Source organism: Planococcus salinus (assembly GCF_003719725.1).
Lineage (GTDB): Bacteria > Bacillota > Bacilli > Bacillales_A > Planococcaceae > Planococcus > Planococcus salinus.
In genome coordinates this window covers 33,666-50,883 of record NZ_RIAX01000003.1, presented here as the reverse complement: position 1 = coordinate 50,883, position 17,218 = coordinate 33,666, and the positions used below count along the sequence as shown (strand labels likewise).

The window sequence follows — 17,218 nt, the reverse complement described above, 5'->3', positions numbered from 1 at the left end:
TGGGGGCCTGACCGGATATTTTAAGTCGAATACGTGAATAATTCCTTTAATTCGGTGTCGGACAGTTCGGTCATCCACTGGCTGGATTGGATAAACTGATCGGACATCGATTGTTTTTGCGTCAGCAGCGAGTCAATTTTTTCCTCAATCGTGCCAATGGTCACGAATTTATGCACATGCACAAACTGGGTCTGGCCGATCCGGTATGCACGGTCCGTTGCCTGGTTCTCGACTGCCGGGTTCCACCAGCGATCGGCATGAAGTACATGAGTGGCCGCTGTTAAGTTAAGCCCGGTTCCTCCTGCCTTCAGCGACAAAATGAAAATCGGGAACTTCCCTGATTGGAAAGAAGCGACCAGTGAGTCGCGTTGCTGCTTCGGCATGTTGCCTGTCAGGAAAGGGACTTCGTGTCCGTACAGTTCGTTGAGTGCCTGCTGCAGGAGATGACCCATCCCAATATATTGTGTGAAAATCAGGCATTGCTCCCCGCGCTCGGCAATTTCCCCTGCCAGAGTCACGATGCGTTCCAGTTTTTGAGATCTCGGCAGTATTTCTTCAGCAGATGTATAAGGCTCTTTCAAATACAGTGCCGGATGATTACATAGTTGCTTCAGCTTGCTTAACATCTTCAAGACGAGGCCTTTTTTCTCGAATCCTGTGAGCGTCTCCATTTTCTCCACCGTGTCCTGGACAAGGCCTTCGTACAGCGCTGCCTGTTCAGGAGTCAGCGGGCAATATTCCAATTGCTCTTGTTTTTCCGGTAAGTTCAGCCGCAGTTCAGGATCCTTTTTCGTCCGGCGGAGCAGGAAAGGCTGAATGCGCTGGCGCAATTTTTCCTTTTGTTCCTCCGAATCATCGCGTTCGATTGGGATCATGAATGTTTCCTGGAACTTTTTGATCCGGTATAAATAACCTTTATTGATAAAATCAAAAATCGACCATAATTCAGAAAGCCGGTTTTCGATCGGTGTCCCGGTTAATGCAATATGGTGATCTCCTTTGAATTTTCGGATGGTGCGTGATTGTTTCGTGTACATGTTCTTGATATTCTGCGCTTCATCAAGCGTGATGCTGGTCCAGTGGAGCTGCTGAACCTCTGCAGCGTCCGACGAAGCAATGCCGTAAGTGGTAAGAACCACATCTGGCCGCTGTTCCTCCAGGTAAGCAGTAAACCTGTCTCCCTTTGGCCGGGCCGGTCCATAATGAGTGACCACTTTCAGATCCGGCGCAAAGCGTTCAAGCTCTTTTTGCCAATTCCCCAGCACGGATGTCGGGCAGACGATCAGCGACGGCTGTCCGGACTGCTGCCCATGGACATGCAGGAGATACGCGATCAGCTGCACCGTCTTGCCGAGGCCCATATCATCCGCCAGGCACAGTCCAAAGCCTTCCTCCCGCATGAATACCAGATAATCGAAGCCTGTTTTTTGATACGGGCGGAGTTCAGTATGCAAGTTTGCGGGAATCGGCGTTTCGGGAAGGTCTCGTTTATCCAGAAGCTTATCCAGCAAATTTTTCAAAGACTTGTTCAAATGGAATTCAATAAGCGGGTCTTCATCATCAGCTATTTCTTCCTGCATGATTTCAGGGACGTTTTGGAACAGCATGTCTTTGATGGTCCAGTCAGCGTCATCAGCTTCTTCAATCATCTTCCGTAATTGCATCAGCAGATTGGAATCGACACGGACCCATTCATTGCCGATGCGGATAAATTCCTTGTTGTTGTCGACCAGCTGCTGGAAATCCTGCATCGTCAGTTCATGGCCATTCAATGAAAACTGCCAATCAAACCGGACAATCTGATCCAGTCCGACAACGGAGGCTTTCTTGACCGGTGAATGGATGTTGGCTTTGACGCGTACTTTCGATTCCTGGACCGCTTTCAGCCAGGATGGAATCGAAACTTCCACACCGAAGGCCTGAAGAATTTCAGCGTCATTGCGCAAAAACCCCAGCACTTGTGCATCGGTCCATTCGGCATAATACAACCGGTCTTCGGGATAGAAATCGACAGAAGGGCAGAGACTGAGCAAGAGCGCTTGTTTTTCTTTGATTTCTTTATGATGGCTGCGCCATTTTTCAGGCAGCACTTTATCGAAGGGTTCATCGCTGCGCCGTTTTGACGGAGACCAGTAAACGGTTCCGCGTTTGGAACGAAGCACCACTTTGAATGTCCAGAAAGAATCGGAATCGGGTTCACTTAATTGCACGGCCATCACGAATTCTTCCGATGACGGGAAGGGATTCCAACCGGTGGTCTGCACAAAATGCTGGATAAACGGCAACTGGGCGGCCGTTAAGCCTTTTTGACGCAATTGATGCTGGATGGTGTCGCTCAGGAACTCGCGGATTTCTTCCTCTCCGTATCCGCTGTCAATGGAAATCTGTTCGCCCTCAACCTTCACATGGTCCCATAGAGCGGGATCTCCCAAAGAATTTGCTATTTTGCCGGCGAGGTTCAGCCAGCGCTCATCTTCAGAGCGGTGCCCTTTGAATGTCACGTAATGGTGAGGTTCACGTTGAAACAAACGGACAAAATCGGCCGGTGTCAGCACCAGGTCCAATCCATCCGTTTTTGAAGTCAGACCGAAAAAACTCTCTTTATCAAGGAAAAAGAGATAAGGTTTCCATACATCAGGAGGGATGCGGTTGCCTGCTTCGTTGGTTGCCTGGATACGGAATCCTTCGCTTCGTTGAATTTTCAAGTAATAGATGCGGCTTCCTTCTGTTTGGAACTGATTCATACAAGGCTTCCTTTCTCGATCTCTTCTTGGAGTGCGCGAAGGCGCTTGTTTTGTGTTTGGATTTCGTTCATATAGGATTTCCAGAACTCCATCTGGCCGCTTTTTTTACAGGCGGCTTTCATCTTTTTCCATACGCGGACAGCCTGTTTATAGTTCGACCGGTTGCGTTCTTCGAGATGGCCGATCGCATAGCGATGGTACAAAGGCAAGACATAGTCGGGTGCAGCCGTCTGCACTTCTTTCAAGCCGCATTCCTCTGCGAAATACAGTGGCGAATTATGGAGATGATGGAGTTCCGCCCATTGTTTATATAATCCTTTTTCAATCAGGTAAGTGGAATAGGCAGGCAATCCATAGTGGCCAAACTGTTTAAAAAGGTCTTCCCAATCTTCTTCGCTCAATTGGATTTGTGAAAACAGCCGGCTCAGCACATGAACGTATTGATGGCGGTATTGTGTATAAAGGCCTTCAAACAAAAACGACCTGATGTACGGCTTGATTGCCCTCAGGATAGCCGTCAATGCCTGGTCGTGCTGTTCACTTTCTGCAAGAACAGCGAGCTCCACCCAATCCGGTGTCTCATGCGGTGAAATCTTCCGAATCTGCAGTTGCTTTTTCAATAAGATGCCGAAAAAAGCTTCCAGTCGAAGTTCTGATTTCGAAAACAGCTTCGCTTCTTCCATGCGCAATTTATCCGATGTAAACAGTTGCAGCCAGAAAAGGCGGTACAGAGAGAACCGCTGTGAAAAAGAATCATCTTTCACTGTCATAAAGGAATGGACCAACGTTTTCAGATGATCGAAAAAAGCGTCCGACTCGAATGTCCGGTGCTGGACGCGCAGCTGGTCGAGCAAGTCGCGGATGTCGTGCAGCTCCTCTTCGAACCAGGTTTTGAAAAAGGAATGATGAACTTCTTTCGTCCCGTTTATAAATGTATCCCACACTTCCATGAGCGAAATAAAGTGGGCATATGTGCGATAAATCACTTTCCACTCTCTTTCAAGCGGTACATAGGACAATGCGTTTTTTAACCGTCCCTCATACATTTGCTCAAAATAAAAATAGTTCCGTGTCGTGTATTCCGGAATCGGATCTTTCCATACACCTTGAATCAGCCGGGTCCACTGTTCGGGAGACCGCTTTTTGGAAAGCAGGGCCGATTGGTCGTTGGTTTGGGCACGCCACTCGGCGACCCATTCGGACAACGAGCCGATTTTTTGATAAAGCGCAAAAATGACGGCTAACCGATGGCGGCACATCGTTTCCTGCGGGCAGGCACAAATGCCGGTGGTTTGGTCAAAATTGAGTATGACTTTCACTGTATGTGCGTCTTTGACGATGGCTTCCAGCAACAATCTTTCTTCATTGAAAGACAATACCTGGACACCGTCATGGCGCACTAAAAAGACTGCTTTTCGAACCATTTCTTCGTCCATCTCACGTGAAGGATGAAGGGATTTGTCGATAGCAGCCATATAATTGTAGATGGTATCATTGAACCGTTCTGCCAGGGATTGAACCGTAGCCATATGCATCGCCCCAAAATAAAACTTTCCTTCTATTATACGGGTTTCAAGCAGGTCCGTAAACGTTGAAGGAAAGTTAATGGTGGTCTTCCACTGGATATTCGGTTTTGAGCTGTTCGAGTTCTCTTGTCATTTTCTTGATAAACTTGTTGCGTTCCTGTTCCGGCAAGCTGGAGAGGGTGACAAAAAAGTAACGGAAGTGTTCGGAGTCGAGAAGTTCTTTGTTTGAAGAATAGAGGGCATCATTGTAAAGGGACTGCAGCTCTTTTGTCTGTTCAGGCTGCAGGCGGGTTTTTTTCGGATCAGCCTGCGTCAGCATTTCGTAAAAAATCTTATCGGGGATGCTGTAAGCCAGTTGAATCTCCGGGAGCCGGTCAACCTCGATGGCACGCACTCCATTTTCGTAGCGGGAAATGAGAGAAGGGTCGACGTTTAACCGTTTCGCTACTTCTTTTTGCCGTACATTCATATTTGAACGATAACTTTTCAATCGTTCATGGAATTTCATTTGAATCACCGTCCCTTCTTTTCACTGTACGAAAAAAAGAAAGAGAGTCGGTTAAAAATGCCAATTTGGCATTTTAAGAGATTGGACGCCAAAGTTATGTAATATAAATGGTAACTTCTTGGTTTAATCTGCGTAAAAAATACAAATGAATAGGGGAGCGAATTTGACAGGTTCATACGTTTTGGAAATTCCTGATTTACACGAGGTTCTAAGTCAGGAAGATGTGGCAAGGTGGAAGATTTTTTTAACAACGGATGAAAAAGAGCATCACAAAGTGAACTGGTCCGTTTCTTCTGCAGACAACAGCTTTATGTTTCACAATAGCTTTCTGTTGGATAAGCGGATAAAGTCAGTGGAAATCGATTTCACAGATAACCGGGTGACCTTCTATAAAGGAGAAAGTGATGCAGACGGATTTAAAGAATTTCTGGATCTTGTCTTGTCCAAAATGTTTATACGCATCAATCCGAACCAAATGCATTTTCTCGTTTCACCAAAATATTCACAGCGCAAAAGCACAAGGAAATAACCTTGTGCTTTTTTGTACCCGAAATGAGGGAAATATGATATGATTAATGTAATCAGAATAGTCAAATTATTATAGAGGGGGGAGTGACATGCTACAGGTTAAGCTGTTGAAGCCTTTTTATACGAAAAGGGAAGGCCATCTGATTAAATTTGTTTTCGCCTATCAATACTTCTCGATTCTGAAAGACAATGAACTGTTTCACTTCATCCCAGTCGAAGGCAAAGAAATTGTAATCAATACCAACACATTCCAGGTGGAGAACCTGTCGGAAGTGTTTGTATTCCAAAAAGGCAACCGTTTTATTCGACTGCCGCTTTATCAGCTCTTGCTGGTTTCCGATATTCACATGCATTTGCAGGCTATCCTGCAGGAAGAAAAAACGGAATTGCTGGAAGTGCACGAACAATCGAGAGCGGATGCCATTGATGCCATTCAATTTCTGGAAAAAGAAAACATTGACCGGATGATTGACTATGCTTTGTCGGAAAGAAACGAAGCGATGTTCCATGAGTTATTGGAACAACAGCATTTACTAGAACAACAACAAACTGGAGGTTTCTGACGTGACTGGATCCTATGGATAAACGCCTGCTTGAAAAAGATCAAAGAGCAGGCGTTTTTGTATGCCCAAAAAACGGCTTGCAGAAAAAAGCCCTTTCCTCAAAGAGAGGAACAAGGGCCAGTGGGAACCAATTTTATATTACTGAACGTTTGCTTTACAGTGAGATGATGGAATGAAGGAACATCAGTAAAAAAGCTGCTCCACCTACCCCTAGTGCAAAATCTTCCCATCCGTACTCCAATAGTTTTTCGAAATTCATCGCCATCCGCTCCTTTTCTGTGTGCTGTGACCGAGAAGTTGTTCCTGGCTGTTGAGAGTAAAAGAAAATGCCAGTACGTTGTTTCAGTTTACTGGACGATTGAAAAAGAAGCATGAATAAATAAGACTAAAAATTCGAATTATTTTATCAATTAATCCGTAGAGTCAAATTCTCTGGTATAAAGGCGAAGGGAAAGGTTGGTTGTATTGTATAAACACTTCCATATTGATACATTAGAGGAACAATTCCATTTGGGAAAAAACTGACCGGTGATTCCGGAGAATACAAACCAAGTGGGGTATCCATCTACACACCAAACAAAGGAGATGACTATTTTGCGAATCAGACCGAAACGATTGAAAAAAGGGGATGTGATTGGAGTCATCGCTCCTTCCAGCCCACCGGATCAGGAAAACCTGAAAAAAGCGCTGCCGTTTTTTGAAGAGCTGGGTTTACAAGTGAGGATGGGGAAGTCCGTCCATGCAAAGTATGGTTACCTTGCAGGAGAGGACGACGAGCGGCTGGCAGATCTTCATGCGATGTTCGAAGACCCGGAAATTTCGGGCGTTTTCTGTGCGGGAGGCGGAGTGGGGGCCGCCCGGTATGCGGACCGCATCGATTACGCCATGATCCAGGAAAATCCGAAAGTGTTTTGGGGATACTCAGACATCACGTTTTTGCATAATACCATAGGGGAATATGCCAACCTGGTGACTTTCCATGGTCCTATGCTGGCATCTGACATCGGCAAAGAGGAATTTCATGAAAGAAGCGCGCGGATGTTCGGCCAATTGTTCAGTCCCTTTGAATTGCATTATTCCGAGGAAGTCTCGCCTTTGACCGCTATCCGTCCCGGTACAGCAGAAGGGGATCTGGTCGGTGGCAACCTGACAATCATTCAAAATGGGCTCGGGACAAAATTTGATTTGGACGTCAAAGGAAAATTGCTGCTGATTGAAGATATCGGAAAAGAACCGGCGGATGTGGACCGTACCCTCAATCAGTTAAGGATGGCCCGTAAATTCGAAGAAGCTGCAGGCATCATCATTGGTGATTTCAAAGGGGCGGAGCCCAAGGACCCGGATGAATCCTTAAGCCTGGCGCAAGTTTTCGATCATTATTTCGGCCAGCTGCCGATTCCGGTAGTGAAAGGCTTTAAAATTGGGCATTGCGAGCCGCATTTCTCCCTGCCACTCGGTGTCAAAGCACGGCTTGATGCAGGCGACAAAACATTAACCGTTTTGCCGGGGGTAGAATGACACAAGCGGAATGTTAACAGAAATACGGTTTTATTCGGAGCAGAATAATGAAATGTCATCCAATTTGTGCTATAATGAGTGATAGCTTTCGTTAGGAAAGCAAAGAACGAGGGGCTTTCCCTTGTTATTGAGTTTACCGTTCGTATTTTTACAGACAGTGGAACTCCCGCGCAATCAGCGGAGCGGGGTAAAAAGAGAGGCGTGGATAACTATGGCATTTCAACCGCATGAAAAAGAAGTATCGGAATTTGTTGCAGCACGGAGAATTGGTGAATGGATTTCTTTCACTCGTAACGACGTGGAAGTCCACGGAACAATCTTCAAAATCATGGACAATTCGGTGATTGTTGAAATTTCACCGGAAGACGCGAAAGAAATTGGTGCGGCATCAAACATGACCGTCGTCTCACATAAGAAATACAAAGTTGTTAACTAAGAAACGCTCCCGCGCAGGCGGGGGCTTTTTTACTGCCGAAAAGAGCAACGATCCTAGCCGGCTGCTGAAGGTTTTCAGAACTGCCTTGCTTTCCCGGCACCTTTGTATAGATGCAACGATGGACATGTGAATATTTTCTATACCTTTAGACTCAAAGAAGGAAATATTGAAAAATGTGGCAGCGAATGCGTTCCCAATTTCTTTTGTTTTTGTTAAAGTAAAGTATGCAGAACCACCAATTGCAGTGAAAGGAACAAGCCGCATGATATTTGATTTTAAATTTTGGCGTTATTTTGCCAATCAGGGAGAACTAATACATAACTTGCACAACTCTGAAATGAGAAACTTTAATCGACGGCTCGTATGGATTCTGGTACTGGGCTTGCTGGTTTTCGCGCTGCGCGAAATCTGGGGGATGAACACGGCTTCGTTGACTCCGTATCTTTCCAGTGGAATGACGGACGTTTATACATTGGCCCGCTGGACTTCACTCGCTGGAACGCTGCTGTGGGCAGGGGTTTATCTGGCCTTCCACTCATACGCCGTGGCTTTTTTATTCCATAAAATCGCCAAGATGCCGTGGCGTGCTGCGCTTGTAATGCAGACCTATGTGCTCAGCTTGCTGGTCATTGAAAAAGCGTTGATCTTTTTGCTGTTCGCTGTACCGGGTGTAACACTTTCTGTATCGATCTTTTCGTTCGGACCACTTGCCGCGACGTTTTTGGATATGCCGTTTTTAACTTATTTCTTTAACCAATTGACAATTTTTACTGCGTTGATCATCGCCATACAATATCGCTATGTCCGCAGTTTTACCAAGATTTCACCGAAAGTGATTTTGTTCGTGCTGATTCTCCTCCATATTGCAGCAGCTCTGCTAGTGGCCTCACTCGATTTTGTGCCGCTGGACGACATGCTGAATGACTTTACGAGAGGAGGCGCTGGGGTTGAATAAATTCTTTTTTATTGGCTTGTCCATTGCCATCACTTCGTTTTTGGCAGCCAATGCCATCTTGATGTACGGGGAAAAAAGCGTGTTGACCAAAACGGTGTACGTCAGTGAATACGAGCAGGCTTTTGCCTCCACTTATACCGAAGAGTTGCAAAAAGAAGCGATTACGACGCCGCTGGGTTCGACGCAGATTTATGTGCAGCAATCAGATGCCATTGAACAATGGCTGGTTTCAGAAGGTGATATTGTTGAAGCTGGAGCCGAATTGGCTTTACTGAACGAAGCGGAATCAGAAGAACAGCGGGCCGTCTGGGAATCCGAGCGGGACGCGCTGGAAGATGAACTGGCAGAAATCCGCAGCGTATTGAGTGATTTGAAATCTGCGCGCCGTTCCCAACGGTCATCGACAACCGAAAGAGCTTCAGACCGTTCCACAACAACCAATGAGGACGGGGATACAGTCGAACTGGATGTCAATGTAACGCTGGGTGTCGAAGTGCCGCAGGACGGTTCGTTTGCTGCCGGGATTGCACAGGCGGAACAGCAGTTGGCCGCAGTCGAGTCGAAATTGGCAGTAGTGGAAGCGCAGCTTGCACAAACCACATCCAATCCCGCCTTGATCAGTCCGGTTGCAGGGGTAGTCGCAAAAGTCAACGGCGACTCCGAACCGATGAATGTGGAAATTTATTCGCATGAAAAAGTGTTTACAAGCTATTTGTCAGAGAACGAGTGGCCCGACATTGAAATTGGGGACCGTGTCCTGGCACATGCTCCTGGTCTTGAACAGGCATTGCCGGCAACGGTCATGAAAGTGGATCAGGTGCCTGCCGAGCAGTCGAAGTGGCTGACGGCGTACCAGGAACTTGAACCGCACAATCAAAAAAATCCGATAGCGTTTTATGAAGTGCAATTTGCGACAGATGAACCACTGCTGGATCAGCTGCCGTATGGCGGAACCGCCAATGCCAATATCGTCACCAATGAAGTAGAGGACGCTGTGGCTTTGCCGCAGCCGTGGATCTATGACAATGACGAAGACAACGGAGTGGTCCATATTTTGTCAATGGAAGGATATGCAACAGACATGCCGGTTTCCGTCGAGTTCAATGCAGGCGGCAAAGCGATTCTGGCAGATGGTGTAGAGCCTGGAACCATTGTATTGAAAGAAGAGAACTTGCGCGACTTCAATTCATTGCCGGCTGTCTTCATGCCGTTCCCGGATGACCAGCCTGATTTCATCCTCGCGAAAAGCACCAATTGGCGCCATTACGTCGAGTACCTGTTAGCCAGATAACACGGACCAGATTGATATATTTCCCGGAAGCAGCAGCTTTCGGGTTTTTTCATGGAAAATTATTTTGCTGTCGCTTGAGCGTGTGCATAAGACGTAAAAAAACGCCATACGGGATGGCGTTTTGAAAGAAATTCTAATTTTCGATGCTGACGGTGTTCAATCGTCTGAAACCGGCAAATCGCTGCTGCCAGTAAGGGGAATCCAGCCGTGTAATTTCCACGCCTTTACTGCCGGCATGGATAAAAGAATTATTGCCGACAACAATGCCCATATGGGAAATGCCCGGTTTGTATGTATCTTTAAAGAAGACCAAGTCGCCGGCAACGGGGTTTGTGACACTGGATGACTGGCTGTAGTAGCCGGCGCTGCTGTTGCGGTAAATCGAAATGCCTGCCTGTGAATAGGCGTAATAAATAAATCCACTGCAATCAAAACCGGCAGAAGAGACACCGCCAAATAAATAAGGTGTGCCGACTACAGCATGTGCGCTGTCGATGACGCTGTCATAACGCGAGGCAGCTGCTTTTGAAACCGGTGCTGCATTATTCGCAAGGGGGGCAGCGGCAGGAACCGGCTGCTTGACTGTTGCCGCAGCCTGTACCGGAATAGTCGCCGCTTCTGACGAAACTTTGTTAATTTTTAATGATTGATTGACGTAGATCGTGGTTGTCTTTAACTGGTTCCAGGCTGTCAATTCAGGAACCGTAACATTGAATTTTTTTGAAATACCGTAAAGAGAGTCTCCTTTTTGGACACGGTAAATGGTGGAATTCGAAGTTACGGTCTGGGCAGGTAAAACAGTCTTGGAAGCTTTCGCGGCTGCAGGGGGAGTCGGCTTACCAGTTGTTTTACTGCCTGCAGATGTCTTTAAACTTTGGTTGATGTAGATGGAATCGCTTTTCAACGAATTCCATTGTTTCAGTTCACTGATACTGACTTTGTAAGTTTGGGCAATGCGATACAACGTATCCCCTTTCTGTACTGTATGCGTAGACGACGCTGCAGAGACGTCTGCCGCTGTGGAAAATAAAAACAATCCCATGGCACCTGCCAGCAAAATTCGTTTCATTCTTCGACCTCCGTATTCAAGATACAATAAATATATAGTATAAAGAATTTTCAGTCAATATAAATTTAGGACTAAGGGTTTAATTTGATAAAAATATATTAAGGAGAAAGATTCTTGTTGAAGTAATATATTTACATAAAAAATAATAATTATCTTTTCGCAGAAAAAGTACAGAAAAAATGCGTTCCCGCTAAAAACCAGGGACAATAAATGATATGTTAAGTAGATAGAAAAACAAGGTATCAACAAAGGGCTATGCAAAGGAGTGGAAAAGATGAATGAGACGGATTGGCGATTTAAAGTTGCACATCGGGAAGCATGGATCGGCGTAGGGCTGGCCGTTTTCAACTTTATCTGGTGGTTTGGTTTTGCCTATGGAATGGGCTCTCGCCCTGTAGAGGACTACAGTTACATCTTTGGTTTGCCGGATTGGTTTTTTTACAGCTGCGTCGTGGGCTTTGTGCTGATTGCGGCATTGGTCATCGTCACGGTGAAAATTTTCTTTGTGGAAGTGCCGTTTGAAGAGGAGGAAGACCGGAAATGAATTATTCTGTTTTGATTCCGATGATTTTGTTCTTATTGATCATTTTTGGAATCGGTTATTGGTCGAGCCGCAAGCTCTCGTCATCTTCCAACTTCATCAACGATTATTTCCTTGGCGGCCGCGAGCTCGGCGGCTTTGTGCTGGCCATGACGATGGTCGCCACCTATGGCAGTGCCTCCAGTTTCCTGGGGGGACCGGGAACGGCGTATACCATGGGCTTTGGCTGGGTGCTGTTGGCGATGACGCAAGTGGTCACAGGGTATTTTGTGCTGATGATCCTGGGGAAAAAGTTTGCCATCATGGCGCGTCGCTACAACGCAGTAACGATGATCGATTTTCTGAAAGTGCGCTACAGAAGTTCGGCAGTGGCCATCTTGTCGGCGCTCAGTATCATCATTTTTTTGTTTTCAGCGATGGCTGCCCAATGGATCGGCGGCGCGCGCCTGATTGAATCACTGACCGGCCTGTCGTATAATTCGGCATTGTTTTTGTTTGCGGTCAGTGTATTGGTTTATGTCACCATCGGCGGTTTCCGTGCGGTTGCGTTGACAGATGCCGTGCAGGGAGCGGTGATGCTCGTCGGTACGCTGGTCCTGCTCATTGCTGTCGTGATTACAGGAGGCGGCATTCCGAATATCGTCTCGGATTTGATCAATGAAAACCCGAATCTGGTCACGCCTTACGGGGCGGAAGGCAACTTGAGTGCAGCCTACGTCTCATCTTTCTGGATTCTGGTCGGCGTCGGTGTTGTCGGCCTGCCACAGATTGCCGTCCGTGCCATGTCTTATAAAAATTCACAGTCAATGCACAGAGCCTTGATCATCGGTACGCTGGTCACCGGTGTCATCATGCTGAACATGCACTTGATCGGTGTGTTCGCCCGTCCAATATTGCCGGATATTACAGTCGGTGACACAGTCATTCCGCTCATCGCACTTGAAGTGCTGCCTCCATGGGTGGCGGGAATTGTGTTGGCGGCTCCGATGGCGGCCATCATGTCGACGGTCGATTCGCTGCTGTTGATTGTCAGTTCATCAATTGTCCGTGACGTCTATTCCAGTTACATCAAACCCGACGCATCTTTGAAAACCATCAAACGGATGTCGGTCGGTGTCACCGGAACACTCGGTGTCATTGTGTTTCTCATGGCCCTGAACCCGCCGGATCTGCTGATTTTCCTGAATTTATTCGCTTTTGGTGGACTGGAAGCGGCCTTTATCTGGCCGGTCGTCCTCGGTCTTTACTGGAAGTGGGGCAATAAATTCGGAGCCATTGCATCGATGGTGACCGGGATTGTCAGTTATATCGCGCTGCATTTTTACAATCTGGCCAATGGGGAACTGTTTGGTGTCCACACCGTGACTTTCCCTGTTCTGCTGTCGCTTCTGGCTTTTGTAGTGGGCAGCTTGTTGATCGGACGGAAAGCATACGATTTCAACGAAGATTTTGCGAAATAAATTGTGTGCGTGCCAGGCACTCGCGCGATTGAAAGGGGTTATGTACTATGAAAATTACAAAAGCAACGATTTACGCAGTGGAGTTTCCGCTAAAAGAACCGTTCATCATCTCTTACGCGACGTACCCGTCGATGCCCGCCATCATTTTGAAGCTTGAAACCGATACCGGATTGATCGGCTACGGGGAAGCGGTGCCTGATGAACATGTAACAGGGGAGCAGGTGAACGGCACATTTGAACTACTGAAAACGGTGCTGATTCCGACTGTTATCGGCCAAAACCCTTTTAATATTGAACACATCCATTATTTGATGAACGAAGCTCTCGCGAATAATCCCGCTGCAAAAGCCGCTGTCGATATCGCCTGTTACGATTTAATGGGCAAAGCGGCAGGACAGCCGGTATACAACCTGCTGGGCGGGCAGGCACATCAAACGCTTCACTACCCGAAAGTGCTGAGTATCGAAGAGCCGGAGACCATGGCGGAAAAAGCAAAGGATGCTGTCGCGAAAGGGTTTGAGAGTTTGAAGCTGAAAGTGGGGCTCGATGATTCCAGTCTTGATATCGAACGCATTTACACCGTTCGAAAAGCAGTGGGGAACGCCGTGCCAATCCGTGTCGACGTCAACCAGGGATGGAAAACAGCCGGCCATGCAGTCCAGGTCATCAATCAATTGGCCGATACCCGCCTGACGTGGGTCGAGCAGCCGATTGCCATGGGAAACATCCGGGGACTTGCAGAAATCCGCAAAAAAGTTGCCACACCCATCATGGCTGATGAAAGCATCCAGACCATGGAAGACCTGCTGGAGATCATCCGTCTGGAAGCTGCTGATTACGTAAACATTAAACTGATGAAAAGCGGTGGTATTTTTCCGGCGGTCCATATGGCCAAAACTGCCGAAAGCGCTGGAATTATTGCGCAGATCGGTTCGATGGTGGAATCATCTGTCGGTTCAGCAGCCGGTTATCACGCCGTCATGTCACGCCGCAATATCCAAAGTGCTGAGCTGACAGGGCCGCTTTTGTTTTCACAGGAAATCGGCAATCTCCATTACCGGTTGCCGGTGGTGGAACTGTCGGGGAAAGCCGGGCTGGGAATTGACGTGGACGAAACGCTGCTGCGAAAACTGACAATCCAGGAAAGCACAGTCTGTTAAACGAATAAAACCCCTACTTTTTCAGTAAGTCTGATAATTCTCTGGGAGTTTGGGTATATAGTATAAATACAGGGAAGGAAGTTATTTCCCGGGAAATAAAATGCCACCAATTTTTTCGTCTCCCTTAATCATGAAAATGGAATAGAATCCGAAAGGAGCCTTGTCAATATGAAAAAAACCTTCGTTGCAGCTCTTGCCGCATTGCTGCTTGCTGTTCCTGCCACTGCATACGCCGATCATTTCCCCGATGTATCCAGCAAGCATTGGGCTTATGAATCCATCCATTCGTTGTCCGCAGCCGAAATCGTAAATGGCTACTCGACCGGCTTTTTCAGACCGGACCGGGAAGTTACAAGAGCACAGGCCGCCGTCATTTTGGCGCGGGCACTGGAAGTGGATACAGCCACCACTTTCCAGCCGGATTTTCAGGATATAGACCCCGATTACTACGCCTATCCGGCCGTTGCAGCTTTGACGGAGCAGGGGGTCTTTTCAAACACAGGGAAGTTCAATCCCGGACAGCCGCTGCCACGCTCCCAAATGGCAAAGATTATTGTCGAAGGATTTGATATTGTCGTCGACTCGAATCATCAATTGGCTTTCAGAGATGTGCCGTCAACGCTCTGGGCACACGATTACATCATCACTTTGGCGGAAGTCGGCATTTCAGAAGGCTATACGCCCACCACTTTCAGATACGGCGTCAATGTGACACGTGGCCAGCTCGCTGCTTTCATTGACCGGGCGCTGCAATTCGAGCGTGCAGTCGAAGAAGGGACCATCAGCTACGACGCAACACAGCAGCTCTACCAAGGGGTCAATTCAACCGGCTCAGTTGCTCACGAAACCATTCCGCTTGTCAACCAGGAACGGGCAAACGCCAATCTGACCGCATTGGAAGAAGATCCGGAGCTGACAAGAATCGCTCAGCTCAAAGCAGAGGACATGGCGGAAAATGATTATTTTGAGCATACATCCCCTACCTATGGGGAGCCTTGGGAAATGGCTGTCGCATTGGGGTATCCGACCAATCAGGTCGGTGAAAACATTGCCGGCGGCTACAAAAGCCCGGGAGAAACGGTCGCCGCCTGGATGGATTCACAGGGACATCGGGAAAATATTCTTCGGGCTTCCTACACTCATATTGGAGTAGGATACGCAGAAGACCAGGACGGTTTTCCATACTGGGTGCATATGTTTTCCATCAGGTGAGTAACCCGAAAGAAAGCTGGTGGTGCTTTGGCACACAGCTTTCTTCTTTTTGGAAAAAATAGAATTTTCATCAATGACGTTTCTGCAAACGGAAAGAGGGTATAATTTACGAGTTATCGTTAAATAATGGGGGAAGGGGCAAGATTATGGATACAATTCTGGATGGATTGACGTGGATCGTCGATGAAGGAAACAACTTATTATGGACATACATACTAATCGCTTTGCTGCTCGGTCTTGGTGTTTACTTCACCATACGCACGAAATTTGTACAGGTTCGTTTATTTGGTGAAATGTTCCGTGTGATTTCAGAGAAAAAAGATGGAGAGCGGGGAGTCTCTGCCTTCCAGGCGTTCACTATTTCAACCGCTTCCCGTGTCGGGACAGGAAATATCACGGGGGTGGCATTGGCCATTGCCATTGGTGGACCCGGCGCTGTATTTTGGATGTGGATCGTGGCGCTCATCGGAATGGCGACCGCGTTCATCGAAAGTACGCTGGCGCAAGTGTATAAAGTGAGAGACGGAGAACAATTTCGCGGAGGGCCTGCTTATTATATGGAAAAAGCGCTTGGCCAACGCAAGCTCGGCATCGTTTTTGCCATCCTGCTGACACTGGCTTTCGGTTTTATCTTCAACTCGGTTCAATCGAATACGATTGCTCAATCGTTTGAAGACGTCTTCAATATTCCCGACTGGTCCATCGGTTTGGGTCTCGTGGTATTGGCGGCGCTGGTCATCTTCGGTGGAGTCAAACGGATTGCCAGCGTTACACAAGTGCTGGTGCCGGTGATGGCGACGATTTACATCATTATAGCGATTTTTATCGTCATTATGAACGTTACGGAAATCCCAGCCGTGTTCTCACTGATCATCCAGAGTGCTTTCGGTTTGGAAGAAGCGGCGGGAGGTGCCATCGGGGCAGCGATTATGCAGGGTGTACGCCGCGGTTTGTTCTCGAACGAAGCCGGTATGGGATCTGTTCCGAACGCCGCAGCGTCAGCCAACGTTTCGCATCCTGCGAAGCAGGGGCTTGTCCAGAGCCTGGGCGTATTTTTTGATACGATCATCATTTGTTCTGCGACAGCATTCGTCATCATTCTCGCAGGCATCTACGATACATCTGAACAAGAAGGCATTTTACTGACACAGGCTTCACTCAACATCCATCTTGGCGACTGGGCACCGTATTTCCTGGCAGCAGCCATTTTGTTTTTCGCATTCAGTTCCATCATCGGAAATTATTATTACGGTGAAACGAATATCGAGTTCATCAATGCCCACAGTGGCTGGCTCACAGCATACCGCATCGGAGTTCTCATCATGGTGATGTTCGGCGCTTTGGCGCAGGTCAGCCTGGTTTGGAATATGGCCGACTTGTTCATGGGACTCATGGCCGTCATTAACCTTGTGGTCATTGCAATACTCGGCAAGACCGCATTCAAAGTGCTGGACGATTACATCAGGCAGCGAAAAGCAGGCAAGAATCCTGAATTCTTCGCAAAAGACATTCCTGGCTTAAAAAACACCGAATGCTGGGACGACAACAAAAACGATTGACAGCCAAACCCTTTTGCCGAAGCGCAAAAGGGTTTTTTATTTTCCAGCATCTTCTGTAAAAGAAGAACACAGGACTTTTGTTTCATGAAAATCGATTTTCAGCCCGCAAAAAATTTTTTCGGTGTCAGCCGATAAAGATTCTGAATTG

Annotated in this window: 15 protein-coding genes; 11 read left to right on the top strand and 4 right to left on the bottom strand. The window is 47.4% G+C overall.

All coding sequences use genetic code 11. The features are described from left to right. Positions 1-20 precede the first annotated feature (20 nt). The 3 genes from EEX84_RS05010 to EEX84_RS05000 all read right to left on the bottom strand — a co-directional run bounded on the left by EEX84_RS05010 (position 21) and on the right by EEX84_RS05000 (position 4,778). Entirely contained in the window at positions 21-2,744 is a 2,724-nt protein-coding gene (locus EEX84_RS05010) for a DEAD/DEAH box helicase (protein WP_123164508.1), read from the bottom strand. After that, complete coding sequence (locus EEX84_RS05005; protein WP_123164507.1) at positions 2,741-4,273, bottom strand: hypothetical protein; 1,533 nt, start codon at positions 4,271-4,273, stop codon at positions 2,741-2,743. The genes EEX84_RS05010 and EEX84_RS05005 overlap by 4 nt, the downstream gene beginning before the upstream one ends. Positions 4,274-4,346: 73 nt before the next feature. Then, entirely contained in the window at positions 4,347-4,778 is a 432-nt protein-coding gene (locus tag EEX84_RS05000; protein ID WP_123164506.1) for a helix-turn-helix domain-containing protein, read from the bottom strand. A 163-nt stretch (positions 4,779-4,941) separates the two neighbouring features. On the opposite strand from EEX84_RS05000, the gene EEX84_RS04995 reads away from it, so the two are divergent. The 6 genes from EEX84_RS04995 to EEX84_RS04970 all read left to right on the top strand — a co-directional run bounded on the left by EEX84_RS04995 (position 4,942) and on the right by EEX84_RS04970 (position 10,069). Next, positions 4,942-5,307: a hypothetical protein gene (locus EEX84_RS04995; RefSeq protein ID WP_123164505.1), complete on the top strand. Its 366-nt coding sequence runs from the start codon at positions 4,942-4,944 to the stop codon at positions 5,305-5,307. Between the two features lie 88 nt (positions 5,308-5,395). Continuing rightward, a complete protein-coding gene (locus tag EEX84_RS04990; RefSeq protein ID WP_123164504.1) occupies positions 5,396-5,869 on the top strand; it encodes a transcriptional regulator in 474 nt (157 codons plus the stop codon). A 594-nt stretch (positions 5,870-6,463) separates the two neighbouring features. Next, the gene (locus EEX84_RS04985) at positions 6,464-7,387 is read left to right on the top strand and encodes a S66 peptidase family protein (protein WP_123164503.1); all 924 of its coding nucleotides are present in this window, start codon (positions 6,464-6,466) and stop codon (positions 7,385-7,387) included. Positions 7,388-7,598: 211 nt separating this feature from the next. Next, a complete protein-coding gene (locus tag EEX84_RS04980) occupies positions 7,599-7,823 on the top strand; it encodes a DUF2187 family protein (protein ID WP_123164502.1) in 225 nt (74 codons plus the stop codon). 175 nt (positions 7,824-7,998) lie between these two features. After that, positions 7,999-8,778: a hypothetical protein gene (locus EEX84_RS04975; protein ID WP_240033929.1), complete on the top strand. Its 780-nt coding sequence runs from the start codon at positions 7,999-8,001 to the stop codon at positions 8,776-8,778. Then, a complete protein-coding gene (locus EEX84_RS04970) occupies positions 8,771-10,069 on the top strand; it encodes an efflux RND transporter periplasmic adaptor subunit (protein WP_123164501.1) in 1,299 nt (432 codons plus the stop codon). The genes EEX84_RS04975 and EEX84_RS04970 overlap by 8 nt, the downstream gene beginning before the upstream one ends. A gap of 133 nt (positions 10,070-10,202) precedes the next feature. On the opposite strand, the gene EEX84_RS04965 is transcribed toward EEX84_RS04970, so the two are convergent. After that, positions 10,203-11,138, bottom strand: coding sequence for a C40 family peptidase (locus EEX84_RS04965; RefSeq protein ID WP_123164500.1), 936 nt, complete (start codon positions 11,136-11,138; stop codon positions 10,203-10,205). 274 nt (positions 11,139-11,412) lie between these two features. Between EEX84_RS04965 and EEX84_RS04960 the strand changes: the two genes are divergently transcribed. The 5 genes from EEX84_RS04960 (at position 11,413) to EEX84_RS04940 (ending at position 17,070) form a co-directional block, all read left to right on the top strand. Then, on the top strand, positions 11,413-11,682 hold the full coding sequence (locus tag EEX84_RS04960) for a YhdT family protein (RefSeq protein ID WP_123164499.1): 270 nt from the start codon (positions 11,413-11,415) through the stop codon (positions 11,680-11,682). Beyond that, positions 11,679-13,139, top strand: a complete 1,461-nt coding sequence (gene panF / locus EEX84_RS04955; RefSeq protein WP_123164498.1) for a sodium/pantothenate symporter — start codon at positions 11,679-11,681, stop codon at positions 13,137-13,139. The genes EEX84_RS04960 and panF overlap by 4 nt, the downstream gene beginning before the upstream one ends. Before the next feature lie 47 nt (positions 13,140-13,186). After that, positions 13,187-14,299 (top strand): mandelate racemase/muconate lactonizing enzyme family protein, encoded by a 1,113-nt coding sequence (locus EEX84_RS04950; RefSeq protein WP_123164497.1) that lies wholly within the window; start codon positions 13,187-13,189, stop codon positions 14,297-14,299. 168 nt (positions 14,300-14,467) lie between these two features. Further along, a complete protein-coding gene (locus tag EEX84_RS04945; RefSeq protein WP_123164496.1) occupies positions 14,468-15,511 on the top strand; it encodes a CAP and S-layer homology domain-containing protein in 1,044 nt (347 codons plus the stop codon). 146 nt (positions 15,512-15,657) lie between these two features. Then, on the top strand, positions 15,658-17,070 hold the full coding sequence (locus tag EEX84_RS04940; RefSeq protein ID WP_192892922.1) for an alanine/glycine:cation symporter family protein: 1,413 nt from the start codon (positions 15,658-15,660) through the stop codon (positions 17,068-17,070). Positions 17,071-17,218 lie beyond the last annotated feature (148 nt).